This is a genomic window from Pseudomonas sp. BS3767 (genome assembly GCF_900099665.1).
GTDB lineage: Bacteria > Pseudomonadota > Gammaproteobacteria > Pseudomonadales > Pseudomonadaceae > Aquipseudomonas > Aquipseudomonas cerasi.
The window spans coordinates 264,898-290,458 of the sequence record NZ_FNCX01000009.1 but is presented as its reverse complement, the minus strand read 5'-3'; the positions used below and the strand labels follow the sequence as shown (position 1 = coordinate 290,458).

22 protein-coding genes are annotated in these 25,561 nt (G+C 60.9%); 11 read left to right on the top strand and 11 right to left on the bottom strand.

Going from position 1 to position 25,561, the window contains the following annotated elements:
* Nucleotides 1-303 precede the first annotated feature (303 nt).
* The 4 genes from BLR16_RS23460 (at nt 304) to csrA (ending at nt 2,619) form a co-directional block, all read left to right on the top strand.
* The gene (locus tag BLR16_RS23460) at nt 304-681 is read left to right on the top strand and encodes a DUF2784 domain-containing protein (protein WP_074809294.1); all 378 of its coding nucleotides are present in this window, start codon (nt 304-306) and stop codon (nt 679-681) included.
* A gap of 103 nt (nt 682-784) precedes the next feature.
* Nucleotides 785-1,600: an SDR family oxidoreductase gene (locus BLR16_RS23455; protein ID WP_003363320.1), complete on the top strand. Its 816-nt coding sequence runs from the start codon at nt 785-787 to the stop codon at nt 1,598-1,600.
* A gap of 321 nt (nt 1,601-1,921) precedes the next feature.
* The gene (locus tag BLR16_RS23450; protein WP_003363318.1) at nt 1,922-2,254 is read left to right on the top strand and encodes a YnfA family protein; all 333 of its coding nucleotides are present in this window, start codon (nt 1,922-1,924) and stop codon (nt 2,252-2,254) included.
* A gap of 170 nt (nt 2,255-2,424) precedes the next feature.
* Nucleotides 2,425-2,619, top strand: coding sequence for a carbon storage regulator CsrA (csrA, locus tag BLR16_RS23445; RefSeq protein ID WP_003363316.1), 195 nt, complete (start codon nt 2,425-2,427; stop codon nt 2,617-2,619).
* Nucleotides 2,620-2,697: 78 nt separating this feature from the next.
* Here csrA and BLR16_RS23440 read toward each other — a convergent pair whose 3' ends face one another.
* The 4 genes from BLR16_RS23440 to BLR16_RS23425 form a co-directional block, all read right to left on the bottom strand.
* Entirely contained in the window at nt 2,698-2,925 is a 228-nt protein-coding gene (locus BLR16_RS23440) for a YheU family protein (RefSeq protein WP_003314533.1), read from the bottom strand.
* Nucleotides 2,926-2,992: 67 nt separating this feature from the next.
* On the bottom strand, nt 2,993-4,189 hold the full coding sequence (locus BLR16_RS23435; RefSeq protein WP_003412697.1) for an osmoprotectant NAGGN system M42 family peptidase: 1,197 nt from the start codon (nt 4,187-4,189) through the stop codon (nt 2,993-2,995).
* Nucleotides 4,190-4,268: 79 nt separating this feature from the next.
* On the bottom strand, nt 4,269-6,017 hold the full coding sequence (gene ngg / locus BLR16_RS23430; RefSeq protein WP_054082162.1) for an N-acetylglutaminylglutamine synthetase: 1,749 nt from the start codon (nt 6,015-6,017) through the stop codon (nt 4,269-4,271).
* A gap of 3 nt (nt 6,018-6,020) precedes the next feature.
* Nucleotides 6,021-7,793, bottom strand: coding sequence for an N-acetylglutaminylglutamine amidotransferase (locus tag BLR16_RS23425; protein ID WP_024661722.1), 1,773 nt, complete (start codon nt 7,791-7,793; stop codon nt 6,021-6,023).
* Between the two features lie 284 nt (nt 7,794-8,077).
* On the opposite strand from BLR16_RS23425, the gene BLR16_RS23420 reads away from it, so the two are divergent.
* Complete coding sequence (locus tag BLR16_RS23420) at nt 8,078-8,260, top strand: type II toxin-antitoxin system HicA family toxin (RefSeq protein ID WP_003434313.1); 183 nt, start codon at nt 8,078-8,080, stop codon at nt 8,258-8,260.
* Between the two features lie 35 nt (nt 8,261-8,295).
* Entirely contained in the window at nt 8,296-8,700 is a 405-nt protein-coding gene (locus tag BLR16_RS23415) for a type II toxin-antitoxin system HicB family antitoxin (RefSeq protein ID WP_058397167.1), read from the top strand.
* A 16-nt stretch (nt 8,701-8,716) separates the two neighbouring features.
* Here BLR16_RS23415 and BLR16_RS23410 read toward each other — a convergent pair whose 3' ends face one another.
* From BLR16_RS23410 to mnmC, 4 genes are all read right to left on the bottom strand, one after another.
* Nucleotides 8,717-9,796, bottom strand: coding sequence for a lipocalin-like domain-containing protein (locus tag BLR16_RS23410; protein ID WP_074809295.1), 1,080 nt, complete (start codon nt 9,794-9,796; stop codon nt 8,717-8,719).
* A complete protein-coding gene (locus BLR16_RS23405) occupies nt 9,786-12,266 on the bottom strand; it encodes an ABC transporter permease (RefSeq protein ID WP_058397165.1) in 2,481 nt (826 codons plus the stop codon). The genes BLR16_RS23410 and BLR16_RS23405 overlap by 11 nt, the downstream gene beginning before the upstream one ends.
* Nucleotides 12,266-12,934 (bottom strand): ABC transporter ATP-binding protein, encoded by a 669-nt coding sequence (locus tag BLR16_RS23400; RefSeq protein ID WP_003434317.1) that lies wholly within the window; start codon nt 12,932-12,934, stop codon nt 12,266-12,268. Before BLR16_RS23400 ends, BLR16_RS23405 begins: the two co-directional genes overlap by 1 nt.
* A gap of 174 nt (nt 12,935-13,108) precedes the next feature.
* Nucleotides 13,109-15,091 carry a bifunctional tRNA (5-methylaminomethyl-2-thiouridine)(34)-methyltransferase MnmC2/FAD-dependent 5-carboxymethylaminomethyl-2-thiouridine(34) oxidoreductase MnmC1 gene (mnmC, locus tag BLR16_RS23395; RefSeq protein ID WP_074809297.1) on the bottom strand — a complete coding sequence of 661 codons (1,983 nt, stop codon included), beginning with the start codon at nt 15,089-15,091 and terminating at the stop codon, nt 13,109-13,111.
* Nucleotides 15,092-15,239: 148 nt separating this feature from the next.
* Here mnmC and pap point away from each other — a divergent pair, with 148 nt between their 5' ends.
* On the top strand, nt 15,240-16,736 hold the full coding sequence (gene pap, locus BLR16_RS23390; RefSeq protein ID WP_003363296.1) for a polyphosphate:AMP phosphotransferase: 1,497 nt from the start codon (nt 15,240-15,242) through the stop codon (nt 16,734-16,736).
* Between the two features lie 38 nt (nt 16,737-16,774).
* Here the strand turns inward: pap and BLR16_RS23385 are convergent, their stop codons facing one another.
* A complete protein-coding gene (locus BLR16_RS23385; protein WP_003434320.1) occupies nt 16,775-17,188 on the bottom strand; it encodes a YbaN family protein in 414 nt (137 codons plus the stop codon).
* A 10-nt stretch (nt 17,189-17,198) separates the two neighbouring features.
* Nucleotides 17,199-17,786, bottom strand: coding sequence for a UPF0149 family protein (locus BLR16_RS23380; RefSeq protein WP_003314545.1), 588 nt, complete (start codon nt 17,784-17,786; stop codon nt 17,199-17,201).
* A 177-nt stretch (nt 17,787-17,963) separates the two neighbouring features.
* On the opposite strand from BLR16_RS23380, the gene recQ reads away from it, so the two are divergent.
* The 3 genes from recQ to BLR16_RS23365 all read left to right on the top strand — a co-directional run bounded on the left by recQ (nt 17,964) and on the right by BLR16_RS23365 (nt 22,927).
* On the top strand, nt 17,964-20,093 hold the full coding sequence (gene recQ / locus BLR16_RS23375) for a DNA helicase RecQ (RefSeq protein WP_003363290.1): 2,130 nt from the start codon (nt 17,964-17,966) through the stop codon (nt 20,091-20,093).
* Between the two features lie 93 nt (nt 20,094-20,186).
* On the top strand, nt 20,187-20,621 hold the full coding sequence (locus tag BLR16_RS23370) for a MarR family transcriptional regulator (protein WP_058397161.1): 435 nt from the start codon (nt 20,187-20,189) through the stop codon (nt 20,619-20,621).
* A gap of 95 nt (nt 20,622-20,716) precedes the next feature.
* Nucleotides 20,717-22,927: a motility hub landmark protein FimV gene (locus BLR16_RS23365; protein WP_074809301.1), complete on the top strand. Its 2,211-nt coding sequence runs from the start codon at nt 20,717-20,719 to the stop codon at nt 22,925-22,927.
* Nucleotides 22,928-22,959: 32 nt separating this feature from the next.
* Here the strand turns inward: BLR16_RS23365 and BLR16_RS23360 are convergent, their stop codons facing one another.
* Nucleotides 22,960-23,307 carry a topoisomerase DNA-binding C4 zinc finger domain-containing protein gene (locus BLR16_RS23360; protein WP_003434325.1) on the bottom strand — a complete coding sequence of 116 codons (348 nt, stop codon included), beginning with the start codon at nt 23,305-23,307 and terminating at the stop codon, nt 22,960-22,962.
* Nucleotides 23,308-23,562: 255 nt separating this feature from the next.
* Here BLR16_RS23360 and BLR16_RS23355 point away from each other — a divergent pair, with 255 nt between their 5' ends.
* Nucleotides 23,563-25,116 carry a methyl-accepting chemotaxis protein gene (locus BLR16_RS23355; protein WP_371124878.1) on the top strand — a complete coding sequence of 518 codons (1,554 nt, stop codon included), beginning with the start codon at nt 23,563-23,565 and terminating at the stop codon, nt 25,114-25,116.
* Nucleotides 25,117-25,561: the final 445 nt, after the last annotated feature.

Here is a 25,561-nt window from a genome sequence, read left to right as displayed (position 1 = left end):
TTTACATTAGTGTTAATTAACAGATGCAGTTCAAACGTCATGCCGGACGGTATGAAGTTGCCTGCTTGACTCATCGGACTCTGGGCCTCGGAGAAAGGTTCGATCTATTTTTAATAATTTATTACATATTTGAAAATCATTGAAAATCAGGGGTTTGTCGCATTTTTGTCTGACAATAACTCGGTCTTTTTTTGACCTTATGCGTTTGATTCAGTCTTAAAAATAATTGAACTAAACACCTTGGAAGGTCTCCGCGCGGCGTGAACTTTCTACCTGAGGCATGGCCCACAAGAGGACACCGTGATGATTTATCGAGTGGCGGCGGATGCCGTGGTCGTGTTTCATCTACTGTTCATTGTGTTCGTCCTGTTCGGCGGACTGCTGGTATTGAGAAGGCCCTGGCTGGCACTGCTGCACGTTCCTGCTGCGGCCTGGGGGACAGCGGTCGAGTTTCTGCACCTGTATTGCCCGCTGACACCGCTGGAAAACACCCTGCGCAGCAACACTGGAGGGCAGGGCTACACCGGGGGCTTCGTGGAGCATTATCTGATCCCGCTGATTTACCCGGCCGGGCTTACGACGGGCATACAGCTTTGGCTGGGCGGCATTGTCGTGCTGCTCAATGTGTCGGTGTATGGCCTGTTGCTGGTGCGGTATGTGACACGAGCGAGGCGTTCATAGGGCTGCGGTTTGCACCAGGCATTCAGCGTCTTGATGGTGGGGTTGTGGCGCTTCCACTGTGATTACACTCAGGCAACTCCTGCACATCACAAGGCTCTCGGCTATGCAAAACCGCATCATGATTACTGGCGCCGGCTCAGGTCTGGGCCGTGAAATTGCACTGCGCTGGGCGCGCGAAGGGTGGCGGCTGGCACTGTCGGACGTGAACGATGCAGGCCTGCAGGAGACCCTTGCGCTGGTACGCGAGGTGGGTGGTGACGGTTTTGTGCAGCGTTGCGACGTTCGCGACTACAGCCAGCTCACCGCGTTTGCCCAAGCGTGCGAACAGCGCTTTGGCGGTATCGACATCATCGTCAACAACGCGGGTGTCGCTTCCGGTGGCTTCTTCAACGAATTGTCGCTGGAGGACTGGGACTGGCAGATCGCGATCAATCTGATGGGCGTGGTCAAAGGCTGCAAGGCGTTCCTGCCGATGTTGCTGGCCAGCAAGGGCCGGATCATCAACATCGCCTCGATGGCAGCGCTGATGCAGGCCCCGGCGATGAGCAATTACAACGTCGCCAAGGCCGGGGTCGTCGCGCTTTCCGAGAGCCTGCTGGTCGAACTGCATGACCAGGGGGTTGGTGTACATGTGGTCTGCCCATCGTTCTTTCAAACCAACCTGCTGGATTCCTTCCGTGGCCCTACGCCCGCAATGAAGGCGCAGATCGGCAGGTTGCTGGAGAAGTCGCCGATCACCGCCGCAGATATCGCCGACTACATCTTCAGGCAGGTGGGCGAAGGCGAATTCATGATCCTGCCCCACGAAGAGGGCCGTATGGCCTGGGACCTGAAGCGCAAACAGCCACAGGCGATGTATGACGAAATGACCGTCATGTGCGCCAAGATGCGCGCCAAGGCGCAAAAGGGGCATGCCTGACTAGCCCGGACGCTCCGCGTCCTCTTGCGACGCAGAGCGTCGCGATCTGCATTCCCACGCTGGAGCGTGAGGAACGATCACCTCAACTATCGTGCGACGCAGAGCGTCGCGATCTGAATTCCCACGCTGGAGCGTAGGGAACGATCACCGCAACTATCGTGCGACGCTCCGCGTCGCATGCCTTTCCGGACGCTCCGCGTCCTCTTGGGGGTACGGCGTTGCCTGTTCAAGGTTATCAAGGTCATGACCTATCAAGGTCATGACCGCACGGTTTTCTGGTAGGGTTGCGCGCATCTTTCAGCCCTGTCCTGAGAACCTTTCATGCTCAATTATCTGTGGTTCTTCCTCGCCGCCCTGTTCGAGATATTCGGCTGCTATGCCTTCTGGCTATGGCTGCGCCAGGGCAAGAGCGCGCTGTGGGTGATCCCTGCGCTGGTCAGCCTGACGCTGTTTGCACTGTTGCTGACACGTGTGGAGGCGGCTTACGCGGGGCGTGCCTATGCGGCGTATGGCGGGATCTACATTATTGCGTCGATCGCCTGGTTGGGGCTGGTCGAGCGGGTCAGGCCGCTGGGCACGGACTGGCTGGGTCTGGCGTTCTGCGTCCTCGGTGCGACCATCATTCTGCTGGGGCCACGTTGGTCTGCCTCCTGAGTAACCACCGCCGCGAACGAAATTTCCCACGGATTTGGCCGGAAAGTAAGACGTTTCCTTCAGTCTTTTCCGGTGCTGTTGCAGGACGTTACTGATTTGCCATCAGTGCATTGAAGCGCCACGTTTCGCCATGCACCCTGCCTCTTTTGCGCAACGCAAGGGTGGGAAAAATGCTGGTACTGATGCGGGAAATTGGCGAAACGTTTTCCATCGGTGATGACATCACCGTGCAGATTCTGGGGATCAACGGCAATCAGGTCAGGCTCGGGATCAATGCCCCGAAAGACGTCAAGGTGCACCGCGCCGAGGTCTACAAGCGCATTGCCAGGACGCTTTCGCAACAGGCAACGACGCCGCTTCAGTGAGCGGCGTTGTCAGCAAGCGATCTTATGGGCAGATGACCTGACTCGGCCTGTCGAAAACCCGGCTAAGGCACCGTGGCGTTATTCAAAAAACTCCTTGGGTACGTCGTGCTTGAGCATCAGCTGACACTGCTGGCTCTCCAGGTCGAAAAAGATCACCGCCTGGCCCTTGGTCAACGCATGACGCACGCGCAGTACCCGGGTTTGCAGCGGTGTTTCATCGCCATTATCGGTGCCCTCACGGGTGACGAAATCCTCGATCAGGCGAGTGAGGGTGTCAGGTTCCAGTTGGTCGTAGGGGATCAGCATGGCGGTTCTCGTGTCGATGAGCGGCGATGATAGAACTGCGGTGCCATGCACCGCAATTCACAGGGCCTCAACTCTCTTCGCGATTCTGCCCGATCAGGCTGTCGACCGGTGGCACGCGGGTATCGGATTCCATCTGCGCATCGTGCTCGATCTGATGGCTGAAGCGCTCCAGCGAGCTCTGCGCAGGCTTGGCATCGCTGGCGAATACCGGTGGGCTGAGCATGTAGGCACCGAGCAACTTGCTCAGCGCTGCCAGACTGTCGATATGCGTGCGCTCGTAGCCATGCGTCGCGTCACAGCCGAAGGCCAGCAGGGCGGTGCGGATGTCATGCCCCGAGGTCACCGCCGAGTGCGCATCACTGTAGTAATAGCGGAACAGGTCACGACGCACCGGCAGCTCGTTGTCCACGCCCAGCCGTAGCAGATGACGAGACAGGTGGTAGTCGTAAGGACCGCCCGAGTCCTGCATCGCCACGCTGACGGCGTGCTCGCTGGAGTGTTGACCCGGCGCAACCGGTGCAATGTCGATGCCGACGAATTCGCTCACATCCCAAGGCAGCACACCGGCTGCGCCCGTACCGGTTTCTTCGGTGATGGTGAACAGCGGGTGGCAATCGATCAACGGCTCGGCACCGCTGTCGACAATGGATTTCAGCGCGGCGAGCAGTGCCGCCACACCGGCCTTGTCATCCAGGTGACGGGCACTGATGTGTCCGCTCTCGGTGAACTCCGGCAGCGGGTCGAAAGCCACGAAGTCACCGATGCCGATGCCCAGTGATTCGCAGTCGGCGCGGGTGGTGCAATAGGCATCCAGGCGCAGCTCGACGTGGTCCCAACTGATCGGCATTTCGTCCACGGCGGTGTTGAACGCATGTCCGGAAGCCATCAGCGGCAGAACGCTGCCACGGATTACGCCGGTGTCGGTGAACACGCTGACCCGGCTGCCTTCGGCAAAGCGGCTCGACCAGCAGCCGACTGCAGCCAGCGCCAGGCGGCCGTTGTCTTTGACTTCCCGAACACTGGCACCAATGGTGTCCAGGTGCGCCGATACGGCCCGGTCGGGGCTGTTCTGCTTGCCCTTCAGCGTGGCGCGAATCGTGCCGCGGCGGGTCAGTTCGAACGGGATGCCGAGTTCTTCGAGGCGCTCGGCCACGTAACGCACAATAGTGTCGGTAAAGCCGGTAGGGCTTGGGATCGCGAGCATTTCCAACAGAACTTTCTGCAGGTATTTCAGATCCGGATCGGGGATATTTGCAGGGGTCATGGATGCTCCTCATGGAACAGTTGCAAGCCACGGGCTGCAAAGGCTGATGCGCCATTTGCAGCCGTGCCCGCAGCTGCGATCAGATATGCACAGGCAGGCTGTGCGGAAACAACAGATCGACGAAACGTTCGGCGGTGGGTTGTGGTTCGTGATTGGCAAGGCCTACGCGTTCATTGGCTTCGATGAACACATATTCAGGCTGATCGGCGGCCGGCACCATCAGGTCCAGACCGACGACCGGGATATCCAGCGCCCGTGCAGCACGTACTGCTGCGTCGCTGAGCACCGGGTGCAGAATGGCCGTGACATCTTCCAGGCAGCCGCCGGTGTGCAGATTGGCGGCACGGCGCACGGCCAGGCGCTGATCCATCGGCAGAATATCGGCGTAGTCAAAACCGGCCTCGCGCACCGTGCGCTCGGTTTCCTGATCCATCGGAATGCGGCTTTCGCCATCCGTTGCCGCGGCGCGGCGTCGGCTCTGGGCTTCGATCAACTGTTTGATGGTGTGGCGACCATCACCAATGATTTCAGCCGGACGGCGTATCGCCGCAGCCACGACCTGAAAGCCGATCACCACGATGCGCAAGTCCAGGCCTTCGTGAAAGCTTTCCAGGATCACGCGAGTATCGAACTGACGAGCCTGTTCGATGGCGGCTTGCACGTCTTCGATAGTGCGCAGATCAACCGCCACGCCCTGGCCTTGTTCACCGTCCAGCGGCTTGACCACGATTTGCCCGTGCGCTTCGAGAAACGCCAGATTATCGTCTGCGTTGCCCGCCCTTTGCTGTTCGGGCAAGCGCAGGCCGGCGGCCTTCAGGGCACGATGTGTCAGGCTCTTGTCCTGACACAGGGTCATGCTCACTGCGCTGGTCAGATCACTCAACGACTCGCGGCAGCGGATGCGACGACCGCCGTAGCTGAGAGTGAACAGCCCGGCATCCGCATCATCCACCTGCACGTCAATGCCGCGCCGGTGGGCTTCCTCGACAATGATCCGCGCGTACGGATTGAAGTCCGCCTGCGGGCCAGGGCCGAGAAACAATGACTCGTTAATGCCGTTTTTGCGCTTGATGGCGAAGGTCGGCAGGTTGCGGAAATTCAATTTGGCGTACAGCGCCTTGGCCTGATCGTTGTCATGCAGCACCGACAGGTCGAGGTAGCTCAGGCCGCGACTCATGAAATGCTCGATCAGGTGCCGGACCAGTACTTCGCCGACGCCCGGACGCGTGCATTGCGGGTCGACGGCCAGGCACCAGAGGCTGCTGCCTTTTTCCGGGTCATTGAAGGCCTTTTGATGATTGAGGCCCATGACGCTGCCGATGATCGTTTTGCTGCCCTCATCCTCGGCCACCCAATAGACCGGGCCACCTTCGTGGCGTGGGGTCAGCAGCTCGGGGTCGATGGGCAGCATGCCGCGCGCCAGATACAGGTTGTTGATGGCCTGCCAGTCACTTTCATTGTGCGCACGGCGGATGCGGTAGCCGCGAAACACACGGTGCGCCGGGCGGTAATCGCTGAACCACAGGCGCAACGTGTCCGACGGGTCGAGAAACAACTGCTGCGGCGACTGCGCCAACACCTGTTGCGGCGCTGCCACGTACAGGGCGATGTCGCGCTCGCCGGGTTTTTCGTTGAGCAGGTCCTGAGCCAGCGCGGCCGGATCAGGGTAGGTATGACCGATCAGCAAGCGTCCCCAGCCACAATGCAGCGCCAGAGGGTCTGCATCTATCTGGCTGCCGTCTTCAGCGAGTCGTGCCTGCAGACGTTCGTACGAGGGCGACTGGCCGCGCAACAGGCGCTGGCTATAAGTCGTCGCGTTCTGTTTCATCGATCACAGTCCCTGTTCGCTGAGCCACAGGTTCAGCGCTGCCAGTTGCCACAGCTTGGAGCCGCGCAATGGCGTGAGCTGGCCCTCGGGGTTGGTCAGCAGCTTGTCGACCATGGCAGGGTTGAACAGGCCGCGGTCCTGACTGGAGTCGGTCAGCAACTCGCGTACCCAGCTAAGCGTGTCGCCCTGCAAGTGTTTGAGGCCAGGCACCGGGAAGTAACCTTTTTTGCGGTCGATCACTTCCGAAGGAATGACCATGCGCGCAGCTTCTTTCAGCACCTGTTTGCCACCGTCGGGCAACTTGAATTTGCCGGGGATGCGAGCCGACAGTTCGACCAGACGATAGTCAAGGAACGGCGTGCGCGCTTCCAGGCCCCAGGCCATGGTCATGTTGTCGACACGTTTGACCGGGTCATCGACCAGCATCACCGTGCTGTCCAGGCGCAAGGCCTTGTCGACGGCGGCGCTGGCGCCTGGCTGGGCAAAGTGATCGCGAACGAAATCACCGGCGGCGTCATTGGCAGTGCGCCACTTCGGCTGCACAGTCTCGGCGTATTCCGCGTAGCTGCGGTCGACGAATGCATCGCGGTAGGCCGCCACCGGATCGCTCGCGCCGTCGACTTGCGGGTACCAGTGGTAACCGGCGAACAGTTCATCAGCGCCCTGACCGCTCTGTACCACCTTGCAGTGTTTCGACACTTCACGCGACAGCAGATAGAAGGCGATGCAGTCGTGGCTGACCATCGGTTCGCTCATGGCGCGGAACGCCGCAGGCAACTGCTCGATGATCTCACGTTCCTGGATACGCAACTGGTGATGGCGCGTGCCGTAGTGCTTGGCGATCAGGTCGGAATACTGAAATTCGTCGCCACGCTCGCCGCCGGCATCCTGGAAACCGATAGAGAAGGTCGACAGGTCCTCGACACCCACTTCGCGCAGCAGACCCACCAGCATGCTCGAGTCGACGCCGCCGGACAGCAGCACACCGACGTCCACGGCAGCACGCTGACGGATCGCTACCGCTTCACGCGTACTGTCCAGTACGCGGTCGCGCCAGTCTTCGAGGGTGAGATTTTTCTCGTCTTCGTGCGGGCCGTAGGGCAGGGTCCACCAGACTTTCTGTTCGACCTTGCCGCTGGCGTCGATACGCATCCAGCTGGCTGGCGGAAGTTTTTCGACGCCGGCCAGCAAGGTGCGCGGCGCAGGCACCACCGCGTGGAAGTTGAGGTAATGGTTGAGCGCCACCGGATCAAGCATCCCGCTGATGTCACCACCCTTGAGCAGGGCAGGCAGCGAGGACGCGAAACGCAGGCGCTTGTCGGTTTTCGACAGATACAAAGGCTTGACGCCGAGGCGGTCACGGGCGATGAACAGATTCTTGCTGTCACGTTCCCAGATGGCAAAGGCGAACATGCCATTGAGCTTGGGCAGCATGTCTGCGCCCCAGGCGTGATAGCCCTTGAGCAACACTTCGGTGTCACCGCCGGAATGGAACTGATAGCCAAGGCTTTCCAACTCGGCACGCAATTCAGGGAAGTTGTAGATCGCGCCGTTGAAGGCCATGGACAGGCCCAGATTGCTGTCGATCATCGGCTGCGCCGAGCCATCCGACAGGTCCATGATTTTCAGGCGACGATGACCAAGGGCAACTGGCCCCTGACTATGAAACCCCCACGCATCCGGGCCGCGAGGCGCCAGCTCATGGGTAATGCGTTCAACAGCGGCTAGGTCCGCTGGTTGATGGTCGAAACGTAATTCACCTGCTAATCCGCACATAAGTCCTTACCGGGTTTCCGTTGGGGAGGTGACTGAGAAAGTGCAGTCACCCAGAAACTGACCCAGTGAGGGCATGGTAGTTTTAGATCAAAAAGTTATAAGAGTTTGTTTTCAGCTGGTTTGGCTGCATTGGCTGGCTCCCTCGTCGAGCCAGGCAACCACAGGCTAGTCTTCGCGAAATAAGTTGTGAAGGAATAAAAAAGATAACTCTGGGTGCCTTTTTTGTATTGTCTTAACATGCGCCCAGGGTTATATTTTTTAAGTCGAATGACTGGAGGGTGGGGCTGCAGAGCAGGCAATTGATAAAGGAGCTTGAAGCAGATGGATGGATTCTGGATCGTGTTTCAGGCAGTCACCATATGTTCAAGCATCCTGAAAAACTTCAGACAGTCCCCGTACCGCATCCCAAGAAAGACTTGCCATTCGGAACGGTGCGGGCCATCAAAAAGCTTGCCGGGCTGGTTTAGTCCAGTTTTGCCCTGATACCCTTTTGGAGAAAAAAATGAAATATCCAATGTGCATAGAATGGGGAAGCGAAACCACGGCGTTTGGTATCCAGATTCCCGATATCCCAGGTGCCGTAACCGCAGGCGATACGTTCGAGGAAGCCCACGCCGCGGCGGTGGAGATTGCTCATATCATGCTTCAGGAAATAGCAGCTGGTGGTGGAACCATACCCAAGGCCGGCACTGTTGCCGAGCACGCCAGGAATACCGATTTCGCCGGAATGGGCTGGGGCATGATCGAGATTGACGTAACGCCTTATCTTGGTAAGACGGAGAAGGTCAACGTCACACTGCCTGGTTTCGTGATCAAGCAGATCGATCGCTATGTACGGGATCACAGCATCAAGAGTCGTTCCACCTTCCTGGCCGACGCGGCGCTGGAAAAACTGGGCCGGGCATGACGGCTAATCGGAGTGCTCAATACCCGGTCATCTCCAGATACCCCACGCCTTCCTGACTCCCGCTGAATCTCACCGGCCCCTCCCAGTAGGGAATACTCACGCCCATCCAGGCGACCGGATTCAGCGCATCGGTGGTGATGTCCAGGTTTCGATCGGGGACCCTGACTCTCCAGCGGGTGGGCACTTTATGCTCGCCGATCACGGTTTCCTTTAATGGCTCCAGGCTGATCTCGTTGGCGTGCAGCATCCGGGTAGTGCCGTCGGCGCTTATCCAGTTACCGGTCAGGTAGGGGGCACCGTTCTTGTGGCGGATGCGATAGAGCATCAGGCGATCGCCATCTGCAAGTTGCAGCGAAAACCAGTCCCAGCCGCTCTGGTTGGCGGTCAGTGGCTGGCTGCTCCATTCCCGGTCCAGCCAGGCGTGGCCGGTGACCTGATAGGACTTGCCTTGTATTTCCACGCTGCCTTTGGCGTCGAAGAACGGCTGGCTGTAGTAGTAGGACGCCTGGCCCGCCTCCGATTTCTGGCTGTAGCCCTGTTCACCCTGCAGCACCAGCGGTTTGCTGGATGTCAGGTTCAGGTCGTAGCGAAAGTCCTTGCCGCTGGCCTTCAGTTGCATGGCAGTCAGCGGATCACCGCTGCGGACATTGCTGGTAAAGGCCCAGTCATCAATCCACGCCGAGAACGGGGCCAGTGTCACGTCGGCCTGACCGATACCGCCGCGCCCATAACGCTCCGCCACATAATGGCCGCTGCTTGAAGTCGCCGCCGCATGGCCCAGCCAGATCGTGCCGTCATTCCAGCCGCTGCCGGTCTGTTGGCCGGGGCGCAGGGCATTGCGAAACAGCGTCCACTGCACGCCGAACTGCTGGCCGGCGTCATCCTTGAGGGTGGCGGTGATGTACCACCACTCGATACGAAAGTCGGGGTGCTGGCCGTGGTCCTGCGGGAATGAAAAGACCTTGCCGGGTGTCACCTGCGCATAGCTGTCGGCCGTATTGCCCAGACCGGCGAAACCGCTTTCAGGCTGCGGTTTGTCGTCGCAGGCGGTGAGTAGCGCTGCGATGACCAGCGGCACCAGCCATTTACTGTTCATTGGCGAATGTCCTGATTAGATCCGCTGGACGACTACGGTACAGCCTCAGCAACGGCCAGGCCGAGGCCAGCAAAGTCGCCAGCATCGCCAGCGCCATCAATTGCAGCAGTTGCAGCGGGAACACCTGCAGCGGCAGGCGCCAGCCAAAGGCGCGAACGTTGACCACCGCATCCAGGCACCAGGCCAGCAGCAGCCCCAGTGGCAGCGCGAGCACCAGTGTCAGGACCGCCAGCAGCCAGGTCTGCCCCAGGTTGAGCAGCATCAATTGCCGTCGCGTGACGCCCAGCGCCCACAACGGGGCAAGCTGCCCGAGGCGGCTCTGGCTCTGGGTCAGCAGGCTGATGAACAGCGCCACGCCAGCCACGCCCAGTGTCAGGCTGTTGAGTGCGGCAGTGGCGGCAAACGTACGTTCAAAGACCTGGCTCGACCAGCCCTTGAGCTGGCTTTGATCGATGATGTGATTGTCGTCCAGCTTGAAACGCGCTTGCAGCCGGGTGACCAGCGACGGGATTGTCGCCTGATCGACCCTCAGGTTGAAACGCACCGGCATCGATTGCGGCCAGTGGGCGAGCAGGTGCCGGGCATTGACCAGGAGATGGCCTTTGGGGTTGCCATAGTCGGCATAGATCCCGACGATGCGTGGGGTCCACTTGCCAGTGGGCACCGGGACATTCAGCGTATCTTCCAGCCCCAGTTGAAGGCGGCGGGCCAATTGTTCGCTGAGCATGACTGTGTCTTCATCGCGCAACAGATTCCACGGATCACCGGCGACGGATTCCAGCAACGCCCAGTGCTGGCGATAGGTGTCGTGATCGATCACGCCAAACAGGTCCGCTGGCCAGCCCTTGACTTGCACCGGCACTTGCCAGTTGGGCAGCACGGCGCGGATATCCTGTTGCTGGCTCAGCCAAGTGTTCAGCGGCTCGGCCTGCTCCGGATTCTGCGGGCTGACATACAGTTCGGCGGTCAGGCGTTGCTCCAGCCAACTGTTGAACGTCTGACGAAAACCCGACGTCATGCTGCCTGCGCCGATGTTCGCGGCCATCGCCAGCAACAGGGCCATCAGCGCCAGACTCAGGGCGGGCAACTGTTGACGGCAATCCGCCAGAAACCATTGCCCGAGCACTGAGCGACTGCGCTTCAACAGACCGCCAAGCATGGCGTCCAGTAAAACCGGCAGGGCCAGTGCGGCACTGAGCAGCAGGGCGGACACCATCACAAACCCCAGCATCAGACTGGTGCCGAACGACAGCGCGCTCACGCCAACCACAACGCCCAGCACCGCCACCCACGCCTGACGCCGCAACCAGCGTGCATGGGCTTGCTGCCATGCCTGTGCATCGGCCAGCGCCAGCAACGGCAGGCGCGCAGCCCGCAACAGGCTGTTGGCACCGGCCAGCAACGCGCCAAGCAGACTCAGGCCGATACCGCTCAGCCACCACCACAGACTGAGGTTCAACTGGCCGGCGACCTCCGCGCCGTACAAGCCGCGCAGGCTGGCCGCGACATCCGGCAATAACAGGCTGGCCAGCAAGTAGCCGCTGACCACGCCAAAAATACCGCCCAACAGGGCCAGCGCACCTAGCTCCACGCCCAGCGCAGCTATCAACAGGCGTGCGCTGACGCCACAGGCACGCAAGTTACGCAACAGCCCACGGCGCTGTTCGAGGGCCAGGCCAATGGCCGCGTGGACAATGAACAGGCCGACGATGAAGGACAGCACCCCGAGCGCATTCAGATTGAGGTGGAAGCTTTCGGTGAGACGCTCCAGATTGTTTTCTTCGCCGCTTTTCTTGATCACCAGCAGGTCATTCAGGGCTGCCGGCAGTGCAGGGTTCTGCCGGGCAAAATCCTTGGCCAGCAACATTCCGGACAATTGCCCCGGCTGGCCCAGCAACGGTTGCGCAAAGCCTATGTCAGTCAGCAAAACGCCGGGCGCCATGTCGGGTTTGGCGTGCAAAGGGGGCAGCGGAACACCGGTTTCGGTCAACGGCTGCTGGCCTTCTTCGAGCCCCAGCGCTTGCAGGGTCTGCGGTGCAATCCAGGTCATGCCCGGCGGCGTGAGGAAGTCCACGACCTGTTCGGCGTTCAGCGTCTGCCCGGCCAGTGCCGAGCCGGTCGGCAAGGTCACCGGCTCGATACCCATCAGTTGCAGGCGACGGTCTTCGCGCCCTTGAAGCACGATACGGCCTTGCAGCATGGGCGATACGGGCCAGCCTTCGCGGCGCAACTCGATAAACAATGCCTGCGGGAACAGCCCGCCGCTGCTGGCGGCGATACGGGTCTGCGGCTCGCCACCAATCAGCTGGCTGGCGCGCTGGTAGCTTTCCCGCGCCTGGCTATTGAGCGCCTGCACACCAGTAAGTAGCGCGGTGGCCAGCCACAAGCCGGTCAGCAAACTGAAAAACTGCACCGGATGACGGCGCCAATGGCTCAGCAGGGCGCGCAGCGTCCAATAGAAAACCCGCATCAGCGTTCGCCTTCGTCAGCCAGACGCCCCATATGCAGTACCACTTTACGCGACAGGCGCTGCGCGACGCGCGGGCTGTGGGTGACCATCAGCAGGCTGGTGGGGCTGTCGGCGAGAATATCCAGCAGCAGTTGCAGCACCTCGTCGCTGGTGGCTTCGTCGAGATTGCCGGTGGGTTCGTCAGCCAGCAGCAGGCCGGGTCGAGAGGCGAGCGCGCGGCCTATTGCCACTCGTTGCTGCTGTCCGCCGGAGAGCTGTTCGGGATAGCGATCCAGCAGTGCGGCCAGACCCAGGCGCTCGATCAAATGCGCCTGCCAGGCTGCATCTACGCGCCCGGCCAGTCGTGCCTGAAATGCCAGGTTGTCGGCTATCTTCAGGCTGCCGATCAGGTTGAACTGCTGAAACACCAGACCGATCTCGGTACGCCGCCAGTTGGCCAGTTGGCTTTCGTTCATCAGGTCCAGACGCTGGCCTGCAACCTCGATGCTGCCATCGTCGACCTGATCCAGGCCCGCCACCAAATGCAGCAAGGTGCTCTTGCCACTGCCGGACTCACCCATCAACGCCAGGCTTTCGCCCTGTGCCAGATGCAGATCGACACCACGCAAGACATCCAGCGGTCCCTGTGCCGTGGTGTAGCGCTTGAATACGTTTCGCACTTGCAGCATGAGCGGCTCTATATGCTTGACTGAGTTCAAAGAGTAGCGCCTGAGCGCAAGCGCGTCGCGACCAGATATCAGCTATCGTGCGACGCTCCGCGTCGTCATGCCGTTCAGGACGCTCTGCGTCCTCTTTGCTACGCAGAGCGTCGCGACCAGCATTCCCGAACGACAATCATAAAGCTACTTCCCGCCGCCGCGAATCAACCCGCGCAGGGCAAAGCGGTTGGGGTGACAGGCCTCGGCCACGCTGCGTGGCAAAGGCAGTGGTTCGTTGTCGAGCCAGGCGGCGATCAGTTCGCCACACAGCGGCGCGGTGATCAGCCCGCGCGAACCGTGGCCGCTGTTGACGTACAGGCCGTCCAGCCACGGGCAGGCGATGTCCGGCACCTGACGTGCGTCCTTGCCCAGCGCGGCATAGGTCTGCATGAACGCCTTGCGGTCGGCCAGTGGGCCGACGATGGGCAGGTAATCCGGGCTGGTGCAGCGAAACGCCGCGCGCCCCTGCAATTGCTCGTGCGCCAATTCGGCGGCCCCAAGGCGCGAACTGAGGTCTTCCGAGATCTCCCGCAACAGCCCCAGATTGTCCAGATGATCGGCCAGGTTCGGCGTCAGGTCAGTGCTGTTGAAATCGAAACTGGCCCCCAGCGTATGTTCGCTCAGACGCGCCGGAGCCACATAACCCTCGGCGCACACCACGCTGCGCAATGCCGTGCTGGCCTGAGTCTGCGGCAAACGGGTGATCTGTCCGCGGATGCGTTTGAGCGGTAAGTCGGCACTCTGCGAAAACTGCTGGATATCAGCTGCCCCGGCCAGCACCACGACCGGAGCACTGTCGATCAACTGTTCGTCACTCCAGACCTGCCACTGATCATCGACGCGTCTCAGCTCCAATGCCTGCTGATGAGCGATCAGACGGATATTGGCGTGCGCGGCCTGTGCGTGACACAGCGCAGGCGGATGAACCCAGCCGCCTTCGGGGTAAAACAGCCCGCCACTGTTCAGCGCAACGCCGCTCTGCGCTTCGGCCGCAGGCTGGTCCAGCAGGTGCAGGAGTGATTCGGGGAAGGCATCGGCCAGCTGTTTCTGACGCAGCGCTTCCTTGTCATCGAAGGTCAGTTGCAGCACCCCGCAAGCGTCCCAGTCGACGCCGCGCTGCAAGCGTTCAAGCAGCCTTCGCGTATGACCGAAACCACTGAGGATCAACTGTGACAGCGCTGTACCGTGCGCCGACAGTTTCAGGTACAGCACGCCCTGCGGGTTGCCGGATGCTTCCAGTGCAGGTGCGGCGTGGCGCTCCAGCAGGCTGACCTGCCAACCGCGTTGCGCCAGACTCTGCGCGGTGGCGCAGCCGGCCAGCCCCGCGCCAATCACCAGCGCTTTGCGCTCGCCGCCAATCGGCGCGGGGCGGGCGAACCAGGGCTTGGAGGCAGGCGGGTGCGCCACGTCCTCTGGCCAGGCGATAAAAGTGCCGCGCAGCACTTCCCATTTATGGCCGATGCCCGGCACGCGCTTCATCTTGAAACCTGCCGCATTCAGCGAGCGGCGCACCCAGCCGGTGCTGGTGAAGGTGCCAATCGTGGTGCTCAATGTGGACAGGCGCGCCAGTTCGGCAAACAGCTCGGGGGTCCACATTTCCGGGTTTTTCGCTGGCGCAAAACCGTCGAGAAACCAGGCGTCCATCTGCCCGTCCAGTTGCGGCAGCATCTGCAGCGCATCGCCAATCAGCAGCGTCAGGGTTACACGGCCGCCAGCGAACACCAGACGCTGAAAGCCTTCGTGCACAGCCACATATTGATCGAGCAATTGACCCGCGAACGGCGACAGCTCTGGCCACAACGCCAGGGCACGCTGCAGGTCGGCGCGGCTCAGCGGGTATTTCTCGACGCTGACGAACTGCAGGCGCGCATTGGCGGGCGCGCACTCGTCGAACAACTGCCAGGCACAGAGGAAATTCAGCCCGGTGCCGAAGCCGGTTTCACCTATGATCAGCCTGCCGTCGTCCGGCAATTCGGTGAAGCGTCGGCGCAGGTCGTTCTGCAACAGAAACACATGGCGCGTTTCGTCCAGACCGGACTCGGTGGAAAAGTATACGTCGGAAAAATCGCGGGAACGCGGGTTGCCGTGTTCGTCCCAGTCGATCTGGGCGTGGCGGGTAATGGTCATGTCGGGCTCGGCAGAGGCAGTGGCGGCATTTTAGCCGTCTGCGCAGAGAAAAGTGCTATCAAGGACGTGCGGATTGACCGATGCCTGCAATCAATGGTCACAATCCCCATCAGGCGTTCTCTGAGCCAACATCAATCAGGAGTTGTGCATGTTTGAATCCGCTGAAATCGGTCATGCCATTGACGACGAGACCTACGAAGCTGCTTTGCCCGAGTTGCGCGAAGCCTTGCTGGAAGCTCAGATAGACCTGCACGAGCAGGCCGGTCGACAGATCATCGTATTGATCAACGGCATAGAGGGCGCAGGCAAGGGCGAGACCGTCAAACTGCTCAGCGAATGGATGGACCCGCGCCTGATCGAGGTGCGCACCTTCGATCAGCAGACCGATGAAGAACTCGCTCACCCGCCCGTCTGGCGTTACTGGCGGCAATTGCCGGCCAAGGGCCGCATGGGTATTTTCTTCGGCAACTGGTACAGCCAGATGCTCCAGGACCGGGTTCACGGTCGCTTCAAGGACGCGGTACTCGATCAGGCCATCAGCGGTGCCGAGCGATTGGAAAAGATGCTCTGCGATGAAGGCGCGCTGATCTTCAAGTTCTGGTTTCACCTGTCCAAAAAACAGATGAAGCTGCGCCTCAAGACCCTCAAGGATGATCCGCTGCACAGCTGGCGCATCAGCCCGCTGGACTGGCAGCAGTCCAAAACCTACGACAAGTTCGTGCGCTTCGGCGAACGTGTCCTGCGTCGCACCAGCCGCGAATACGCCCCTTGGCATGTGATCGAGGGTGTGGACGCCAACTACCGTAGCCTGACCGTCGGCCGCCTGTTGCTGGAAGGCATGCAGGCCGCGCTGAACAAGGCCGAGCCCGAGACCGCTGCGCTGACGGTCGGGCCGCTGGCGATTCACAGTAACGAGCTGACGCTGCTCGACAGCCTCGACCTGAGCCTGAACCTGAGCAAGGACGACTATCAGCAGCAGTTGATTGCCGAGCAGGCGCGGCTGTCCGGCAACATGCGCGACAAGCGCATGAAAAGCCACGCGCTGCTGGCAGTGTTCGAAGGCAACGATGCGGCAGGCAAGGGCGGTGCGATCCGTCGCGTTGCGGCGGCACTGGACCCGCGCCAATACGCCATCGTACCGATCGCCGCGCCGACCCAGGATGAGCGCGCGCAACCGTATCTGTGGCGTTTCTGGCGGCAGATACCGGCGCGCGGCAAATTCACTATTTTCGACCGTTCATGGTACGGCCGTGTGCTGGTCGAGCGGGTCGAGGGCTTTTGCAGCGAGTCGGACTGGAAGCGCGCCTACTCGGAAATCAATGACTTCGAAGAGCAGCTCACCGACGCAGGCGTTGTGGTGGTCAAGTTCTGGTTGGCCATCGATCAGCAGACCCAGCTGGAACGCTTCAAGGAGCGCGAAAAGATCCCTTTCAAGCGCTACAAGATCACCGAGGACGACTGGCGCAACCGCAAGAAATGGCCTGACTACCGCCAGGCAGTCGGCGACATGGTGGATCGCACCAGCACCGAAATCGCGCCGTGGACATTGATTGAGGCCAACGACAAGCGCTGGGCCAGGGTCAAGGTGTTGCGCACCCTCAACGAAGCGCTGGAAGCGGCCTTCGACAAGGACAAGAAGAAGTGATGGTCTGAGTGTTGCGGTGGCGTCGGCTTTGCTCGGCGCTACCTCTTGCAACTGCCCGGTGCTCGCGTCTTCTGCCTGAGAATATAGATCGTCACCAGCACTGCGCTGGTCAGCATGAAGACTCGTGCCCAAGGTGATGGAACCAGGTAGCAGGACAGGCTGATGCTGAGCCACATCAGACCGATGGCGTACACCTTGCCCTTGAGCGGGATGCCGTTGCCTTCGAGGTAATCACGAATCCACGGACCGAGCTGCGGGTGGTTGACCAGCCAGTCGTAGAAGCGCGGAGAGCTGCGCGCGAAGCAGGCAGCGGCCAGCAGCAGAAAGGGCGTGGTGGGCAGCACCGGCAGGAAAATACCGACGACGCCCAGTACCACGCTCAGCCAGCCTACCGCTACAAGCAGATAGCGCACCGCTCTGTGCCGGCTGGTGCGCGGTGAGCCTTGCGCCATAGGCGCCGACTCAGTGATGGCGGGGCTTGAGGATCGCCGGCTTTTCGTCGGGTGCCTGGCAGAGCAGGTACAGGGCGGTCAGCGCTTCGGGGATCTGCACGATCATGTCGTCCATCAGGTTGGCGTCCTGGGCGATGTCGGCGAACTCCGGCTGCTCGTCGAACAGACCCGAACCGACCATGATCGGCAGGAGCATTTCGCTGACTTCTTCCTCAGCACTTTCGAACCATGCGTTTTCACGCAGGAACACGCCTTCCATGAAGCCGATGCACCAGCCGCGCAGATCGGAATCATCCGGGTCGTCGCCCAGGTCCAGATCGCACGGCAGCTCGAACTCTTCATCCGAGGCCAGCTGGCGGGCAATGTGAGCCTTGAGGGCAATCAGCGTCGCTTCGACTTCTGTCTGTTGCGCTTCGCTGGAGTACTGCGGCGGCTCGGAGAACAGTGCGTCGATCCACTCGCGCTCCGGCACCTCTTCAGCGCAGATGGACAAGGCGGTCAGGTAGCCATGCGCGGCCACGTAGTCCAGTGCTTCTTCGTGCAGTTCATCTGCATCGAGGAAGACTTGCAGGCGGGTTAATTGCTCAGCGAAGGACATGGAAGCGCTACCTTGAAAATAAACGATGCTGGATTCTAGGCCCTGAGCGTCCGTGGCGCCAGCGCGCAGGCCAATTGCAGTTAATTTCGACCGCTCATGTCCCAGTCATCCATTGCTCCCGAGCGCTCGGGTATACTCCTCCGTTTTGCAGTGCAGCAGGATATTCCGGGGTTTTTTATGCTTGAGCAGGCACAACGCGTACTTAAAGACATCTTCGGTTACGACAGCTTTCGTGGTCGCCAGGGTGCCATTATTGAGCGTGTAGCCAGCGGTGGTGATGCGCTGGTGCTGATGCCCACCGGTGGCGGCAAGTCCCTGTGTTTTCAGGTGCCGGGGCTGTTGCGTGACGGGCTGTGCGTGGTTGTGTCGCCACTCATCGCGCTGATGGACGACCAGGTTGCGACGCTGGATGAACTGGGCGTGTCGGCCGCTGCACTCAACTCGACCCTCAGCGCCGAGCAGCAGCGTGACCTGGCCAATCGCATTCGTCTGGGCGAAGTCAAAATGCTGTACCTCGCCCCGGAGCGTCTGGTCCAGCCACGCATGCTGTCATTCCTGCAAAACCTCAAGATCGCCCTGTTTGCCATCGACGAAGCGCACTGCGTGTCGCAATGGGGCCATGACTTCCGCCCTGAGTACCTGCAACTGGGGCAACTGGCCGAGCTGTTTCCGGATGTACCGCGCATCGCGCTGACCGCCACCGCCGACAAGCGCACCCGGGAGGAAATCGTCACGCGTCTGCACCTGCAGAACGCCGAGCGCTTTCTGTCCAGCTTCGACCGGCCCAACATCTTCTATCGCATCGTGCCCAAGGAACAGCCGCGCAAACAGCTGCTGGCTTTCCTTTCCGAGCGCCGCAGTGATGCCGGTATCGTCTATTGCCTGTCGCGCAAGAAAGTCGATGAGGTCGCCGTCTTCCTCAGTGAAAACGGCTACCCTGCGTTGCCTTATCACGCCGGTCTGCCGTCCGAAACCCGGGCGGCCAACCAGAAGCGCTTCCTTAACGAGGAAGGGCTGATCATGGTCGCCACCATCGCGTTCGGCATGGGCATCGACAAGCCCAACGTGCGCTTCGTGGCGCACATGGACCTGCCCAAATCGCTTGAGGCTTATTACCAGGAAACCGGCCGGGCAGGGCGTGACGGTCTGCCCGCCGATGCCTGGATGGCCTACGGTCTGCAAGACGTGCTGATGCTCAAGCAGATGCTGCAGAACTCCGAAGGCGACGAGCGCCACAAGCGATTGGAGCAGCACAAGCTCGATGCCATGCTGGCCCTGTGCGAAGAAACCCGTTGCCGTCGGCAGACCCTGCTGGCCTATTTCGACGAAGACATGCCCAACCCGTGCGGCCATTGCGACAACTGCGTCGATGGCGTGCAGACCTGGGATGCCACCGAACCTGCGCGTCAGGCGCTGTCGGCCATCTACCGAACCGGCCAGCGCTATGGCGTCGGTCATCTGGTCGACGTGCTGCTCGGCAAGTCCAACGACAAGGTAGAGAGCTTCGGCCATCAGCACCTGTCGGTATTCGGGGTGGGCAAGGCGCGCACCGAGGCCGAGTGGCGCTCGCTGTTCCGCCAGCTGGTTGCGCGTGGTCTGGCGGACATCGACCTTGAAGGCTATGGCGGCCTGCGCCTCAGCGAGACGTGCCGCCCTCTGCTACGTGGCGAAGTTTCTTTGGAACTGCGCAAGGACCTCAAACCACAAACCACGTCGCGAAGCAGCTCCGGCAGCCCGGCCAGTCAACTGGTGCGTGGCGAAGAGCGCGAGCAGTGGGAAGCCCTGCGTGCCTTGCGCCGCAAGCTGGCTGAAGAGCACGGCGTCCCGCCTTACGTTATTTTTCCGGACTCGACCCTGCTGGAAATGCTACGCAGCAAGCCCGGATCAATGGCCGAGATGGCCAAGGTCAGCGGCGTCGGTGCGCGCAAGCTGGAGCGTTATGGCGAAGCCTTTCTTGAAGTGCTCAGTGGCAAGGCCGAGGCTCCACGCGTGGTCGCCGATGTGCGTCACGAACTGATCAGCCTGGCGCGCGCGGGCATGACCCCGACGCAGATCGCCGGTCAGTTGCAGTGCTCGGAAAAGAATGTCTACACCCTGCTGGCCGAGGCCATCGGCAAGCAGCAGTTATCCATCGAGCAGGCGCTGGACTTGCCGGAGGACCTGCTGGGTGAGGTGCAGGACGCCTTTCTCGATGGCGAAGGAGAACTGCCGCCGGTGTCGGCGATTGCCGAGCAGTTCGCCGGGCGGGTGCCTGAGGGCGTGCTGTATTGCGTGCGTGCAGCGCTGCAATCGGAGTTTGAGGTATAACAGCGTGCGGCGGAGCGTCACCGTCCCGTGCTTGCTTGAACATAAGGACCATGCTTAGCTCGCTAATAATTAGTTTGAATCACGAGTTTCCTTATGCCAATGACTGATGAACATCGTTTCGGGATGCAACTCGGACACCTCACGCGAGGCTGGCGTGCCGAGCTGGATCGCAGGCTGGCCGATCTTGGCCTGTCTCAGGCTCGCTGGCTGGTCCTGCTGCACCTCGCGCGCTTCGCCGAACCGCCCACCCAGCGCGAGCTGGCGCAAAGCGTAGGCGTAGAAGGCCCCACCCTGGCGCGTTTGCTCGACAGTCTTGAAAAACAGGGCCTGGTTCAGCGTCAGGCGGTGCTCGAGGATCGACGTGCGAAGAAGATCCTGCTCAGTGACACGGCATTGCCCCTGATCGAAAAAATTGAAAACATCGCCAATGTCTTGCGCATCGAGCTGTTCGAGGGCGTGAGCGAAGAGGATTTGCGCGTCAGCATGCGCGTGCATTCGCAGATTCTCGCCAATCTGGAAAGATCCTGAGACGAAGCTGCGCATTCTCAACCATAATCGTTCAACGGATACTGACGTCCATCTGATTACGTGAGAAGCCTGCCGTGGTTTCCATAAGGGTTCGCATGCTGAAGAGTTCACTGGCTGCTGTCGAAGGTGCAGGTCGCAGGGCGCGCATGGCGTTGGGCAAGGGCGTGCTGGCGGTCTCGTTGCTGACCTGCTCTACGCTGGCGTCTGCGTTGGGCCTGGGTGAAATCACCTTGCACTCGGCGCTCAACCAGCCATTGAATGCCGAGATCCAGTTGCTGGAAACCGGCGGTCTGAGCAATGAAGACGTGATCGCCCGGCTTGCATCGCCTGAAGCGTTCGCCAAGGCGGGTATAGAACGTGTGTTCTTTCTCAATGACCTGCGCTTCACGCCGGTACTGCGCGGTGACCGCGGCGTGATCCGGGTGGTTTCCAGCAAGCCGGTTACCGAACCCTACTTGAGTTTTCTCGTCCAGTTGGCGCGGCCGAATGGCGATTTGCTGCACGAGTATACGGTGTTGCTTGATCCTGCCACTTCGGCACAAGGTCTGGCCGCCACGCGCAGTCGCAACCAGCAGCGCTCGGCCACCTCCGCTTCGGAAAGCCGCATGCCGATCGCGCCACCGGCGGCCGTGCAGGGCAAACACTATACGGTCGCCAGTGGCGACACGCTCAATGGTATCGCCAGCCGCTTGCAGGGGCCGGGCAATAAGGTGTCGGCAAGCCAGCTGGCGGACGGTATTCGTTCGCTCAACCCACAGGTATTTGCCGCAGGCGCCGGTTCTGCGCTTAAAGTCGGTCAGGACCTGTTGCTGCCGGACGCAGCCGTATTGCCAACCGCCGCAGCGCCTGCCGCAAGCGCTGCTGCGCCGTCGCCAAAACCTGCTGAATTGCAGCGTACCGCCGAGCAGTTGTCAGCTGCGGCCATCGAAAACCAGCAATTGGCTCAGTCGCTGGAGGCGCTCAAGGCTCAGACTCAGGAACTGCAAGAGCAGATGAGCGGCAAGGACAAACAGATCATCGCCTTGCGCAGCGATCTGGCCGCCTCGCAATCCGCTGCCACGCCATCTGCACCTGCAACAGCCACGCCTGCACCTGCAACACCTGCGGCTGCGCCGGCCACTCCTGCTCAGCCTGTTGCTGCATCGGGTGACGACTCATTCCTGAGCCTGCCGATACTGCTCGCTGCCGTATTGATCGTGCTTCTGATGGTGGCGTTTGCTTATTCGAAACGACGTCAGCAGCGCAAGGACTCAGCAGCGCCCGCCGTTACCCCGGACGACCCATTGATCAAGCCCGCGCAGGCCGCCATGCTTCCGGTGTTCGAAGTTCCTGCGGTGGCGCCGCAACCCGTGGTGCAGACCCCGTCACCGGCACCGGCCAAACCGTCGCCAGCGCAACGCTCGCCAGGCTCTGCTCCGGATGCGCTGGATGGCGTGAGCATTTACATTGCCTACGGACGCTTCACCGAGGCGATGGGTATTCTGCGCAGCGCCCTGGAAACCCAGCCCGAGCGTGATGACATTCGCATCCGCCTGCTGGAGTTGCTGGCGGAGCAGGGCGATGGCAGCGGTTTCGTTCGCGAAGAACAGGCCGCGCTGGAGCATGGTGTCGACCCGCAGACCATTCAGGATATTCGTGATCGCTTCCCACAGCTCAAGGCTGCCGAGGTCGCTCCCTTGGCGGCGGTCGTCCCGGCTGTCACAGTGGCGGCCAGCACATTGTCGTTCGACAAATCCGAACCCGAGCCTGCGCTCTACCTGCAGCCCGAGCCTGAGCCAAAACCCGCCGCGCAGCTGGATGAAAGCGCCGCTGCGGCGCTGAATCCACAGCATACCGACGAGTTTCAGTTGAACCTGGATGACCTGTCGATGGACGCCGACTGGGATCTGGTCGACCCGTTCGACAGCCCGCCGCCGCGTGCCAAGCCTGCCGCTGCGCCAGCGCCCGCTGAAGTCGACCCCGGTTTTTCATCGGACCTGACCCAGCTGCCGGAAGTCTTCGAACTCTCGGACGAACAGTTCCTCAGTGATTTTTCCGAGCCCGAAATCGTGGAGCCTGTCGAGGTCATTGCGCCTTCTGCCGCCGACGGCCTGAGCGACGATTTCCTCGACAGCTTCATGAACGATGACGCCGATTTCGACCTGCTGGATCTGGAAGAACCGCCCCTCAGCCAGATCAATCAGGCGCAGGTGCTGATTGAGGACGGCGATCTCGAATCGGCCCGTGAAATCCTCCAGCAAGTCATTGACGAGTCCGACGAAGAGCATCAGCGCATGGCGCGCGAGCTGCTGGCCAGCATTACCTGAGCGACGCTGTCGAGGCGCGACCGGTCTGGCGTTTAGCGAAAGATCGGTCGGATCCCCCGACATTTCGGATAGGCCACACAACCCCAGAATTCTCCGGCGTTCTTGCCGGTGCGGGCCACCTTGATCACCATGGTTTTCCGGCAATGCGGACACGCAGGCGCCGCCGGCTTTGCCGTGGGTGTTGGCGGCGCAGGTGTGCGGGGCTGTTTGCCGGGTTTGGCACGGCGGGTTTTGACAGGCACTTGCGGTTCAGGCGGGAGCGCTTCAGGCGCAGCGGGCTCCGGGTGCTGTCGCTGCGGCGTGCCTCCTGCAACCCGGCTCAATAACCCGCGCAGTGTCTTGATCAGTGCGTTCAGCGCAGAGGCTGCGTTGCGTGCCATTGGAGTGCCTTGGGTCGGGTCGCGATCAGGGCAGCATGGTGCAGGCATCCTCGTCGTGGCGCAAACACTTGATTTCGCCATCATGCCTGACGTTCCTTGAACAGCGTATTCCCGCTAGCTGTTAAATCCCTGAGTCGTGTGGGCGATAACAGTGCATCATGACGATCGGTTGTCACTTTGAAAGGCAGTGCTACACCTTCAACAGCTGCCCGGAGTATCAGCATCATCACGGAGCGATTATCAATGCGCGTCAACATGCCTATCACGCAGACTGAACGGACTTTCCCTGCCTCTGAACGCCTCATTTCCACCACCGACCTCAACAGCCACATTACTTATTGCAACGACGCCTTCGTCACGCTGAGCGGCTTCACTCGCGAAGAGCTGGTCGGGCAGCCGCATAACCTCGTGCGCCACCCGGACATGCCAGCCTCGGTGTTTGCGCATATGTGGGAAACCATCAAGCAGGGCAAGCCGTGGATGGGTGTGGTCAAGAACCGCTCCAAGCAGGGCGATTACTACTGGGTCAGCGCTTATGTGACGGCGGTGTACGAAAACGGCCGGATCATCGGGTACGAGTCGGTGCGCTCGCTGCCGACCCGCGATCAGGTGCGGCGCGCCGAAGCGCTGTATGCGCGCTTGCGGGCGGGCAAGTCGGCAGTTTCCGCCAGCAGCTCAGCGACCTATCACCTGATTCGTCAGTTACCGATGATCCTCTGCGCGCTTGCGCTGGCTGTGGGTGTCTACCTGCTCGACGATTTGCCGTCGATCATCATGATCCCGATTGTGATGGTTGTGCTGGGCGTTTTTCTTGAAGTGCGCCAGCGCAGCAGCATCCGCAAAACCCTTGAAGAACACCCCAAGGCCTTCACCAGTGCACTGATTGCGCTGACCTACAGCGACAATCGCGGCCCGCAGGCGCAGCTCGACCTGGCCATGCTCAGCGAAGAGGCGCGCCTGCAAACGGCCCTGACGCGTCTGGCGGATACCGGGGAAAGCGTGCGCCAGCATGCCGGGCGGTCAGCGCAATTGTCCCTGCGCCAGGCCGAGTCGCTGGATCAGCAGCGCAGTGAGGCCGATCAGTCAGCCACGGCCATCAACCAGATGGCGGCGACCATTCAGGAAGTCACCCACAACGTGCAGAACACTGCCCATGCTGCCGAAGAAGCCGACAAGCTGGCACAGCAAGGGCGTGGTCTGGCCGATGAAAGCCTGTTGGCGATTCGACACATGGCCACCTCGGTGACCGACATTGGCAACGCTGTGGGGGAACTGGCTGACGCGACCCAATCGATCGGCAGTGTGGTCGATGTGATCACCTCGATCGCTCAGCAAACCAATTTACTGGCGCTCAACGCGGCCATCGAAGCGGCGCGTGCCGGTGAACAGGGACGTGGTTTTGCAGTGGTAGCTGATGAGGTGCGCTCACTGGCGTCTCGCACGCAGTCGTCGACCGAGCAGATCCAGCAAATCATCACCTCGCTGCGCGATGGCGCCGATCGAGCGGTACAGACCGCCAGCAAGGGCGAGCAGATCTCTCAGGAGAGTGTCGCCAGTGTTGAAGCCGTGCAGAAGGCGCTGGATGGCATCAGCCAGTCGGTGACCCGCATTACCGGCATGAGCCAGCAGATGGCGTCGGCGTCTGAAGAACAGAGCCACGTTGCGGAAACCATCAGCCAGCAAATCACCCGCATCGCGCAACTCTGCGACGAAAGCGCCAGCCAGGCGCAGCAAGGCTCGCAGATCAGCAGCGAGCTGGAAGAAATGGCGCATTACCTGCACAGCCTGGCCGAGCGGTTCAGTCGCTAAGCATGCGCAGAGGACGCAGAGCGTCCGGAACGGCATTACCACGCGGAGCGTGGTAACGATGATCTGCGTTGGATTTGGCCATGTACGCTGATCGCAGACCCCGGAATCTTGCGCTGTTCCGCACTCTCTGGATTGGACACAGAGCGTCCTGAGCGGCATTACCACGCGCAGCCTGGTAACGAGAGTCGGGGGTATTGCGGCTGCGTGCGTTTACGCAAAACCCAACCCCACCACCTATCGTGCCCATCGCTCCGCGTGGGCATGCAGTTCATGACGCTCCGCGTCATCTGTTTGCCGTAAAGCAGACTCCATTTGGGTGATTATCAATTATTGTCGGACAATTATTGGTATATCCGAATAAATAAGGCGCTTAACTGAAGTTGTTGAAGATATTGGCTGGAAAACTAGAAAAAGTGGAGGGCGTGCAATTAAATTGCCACTACTC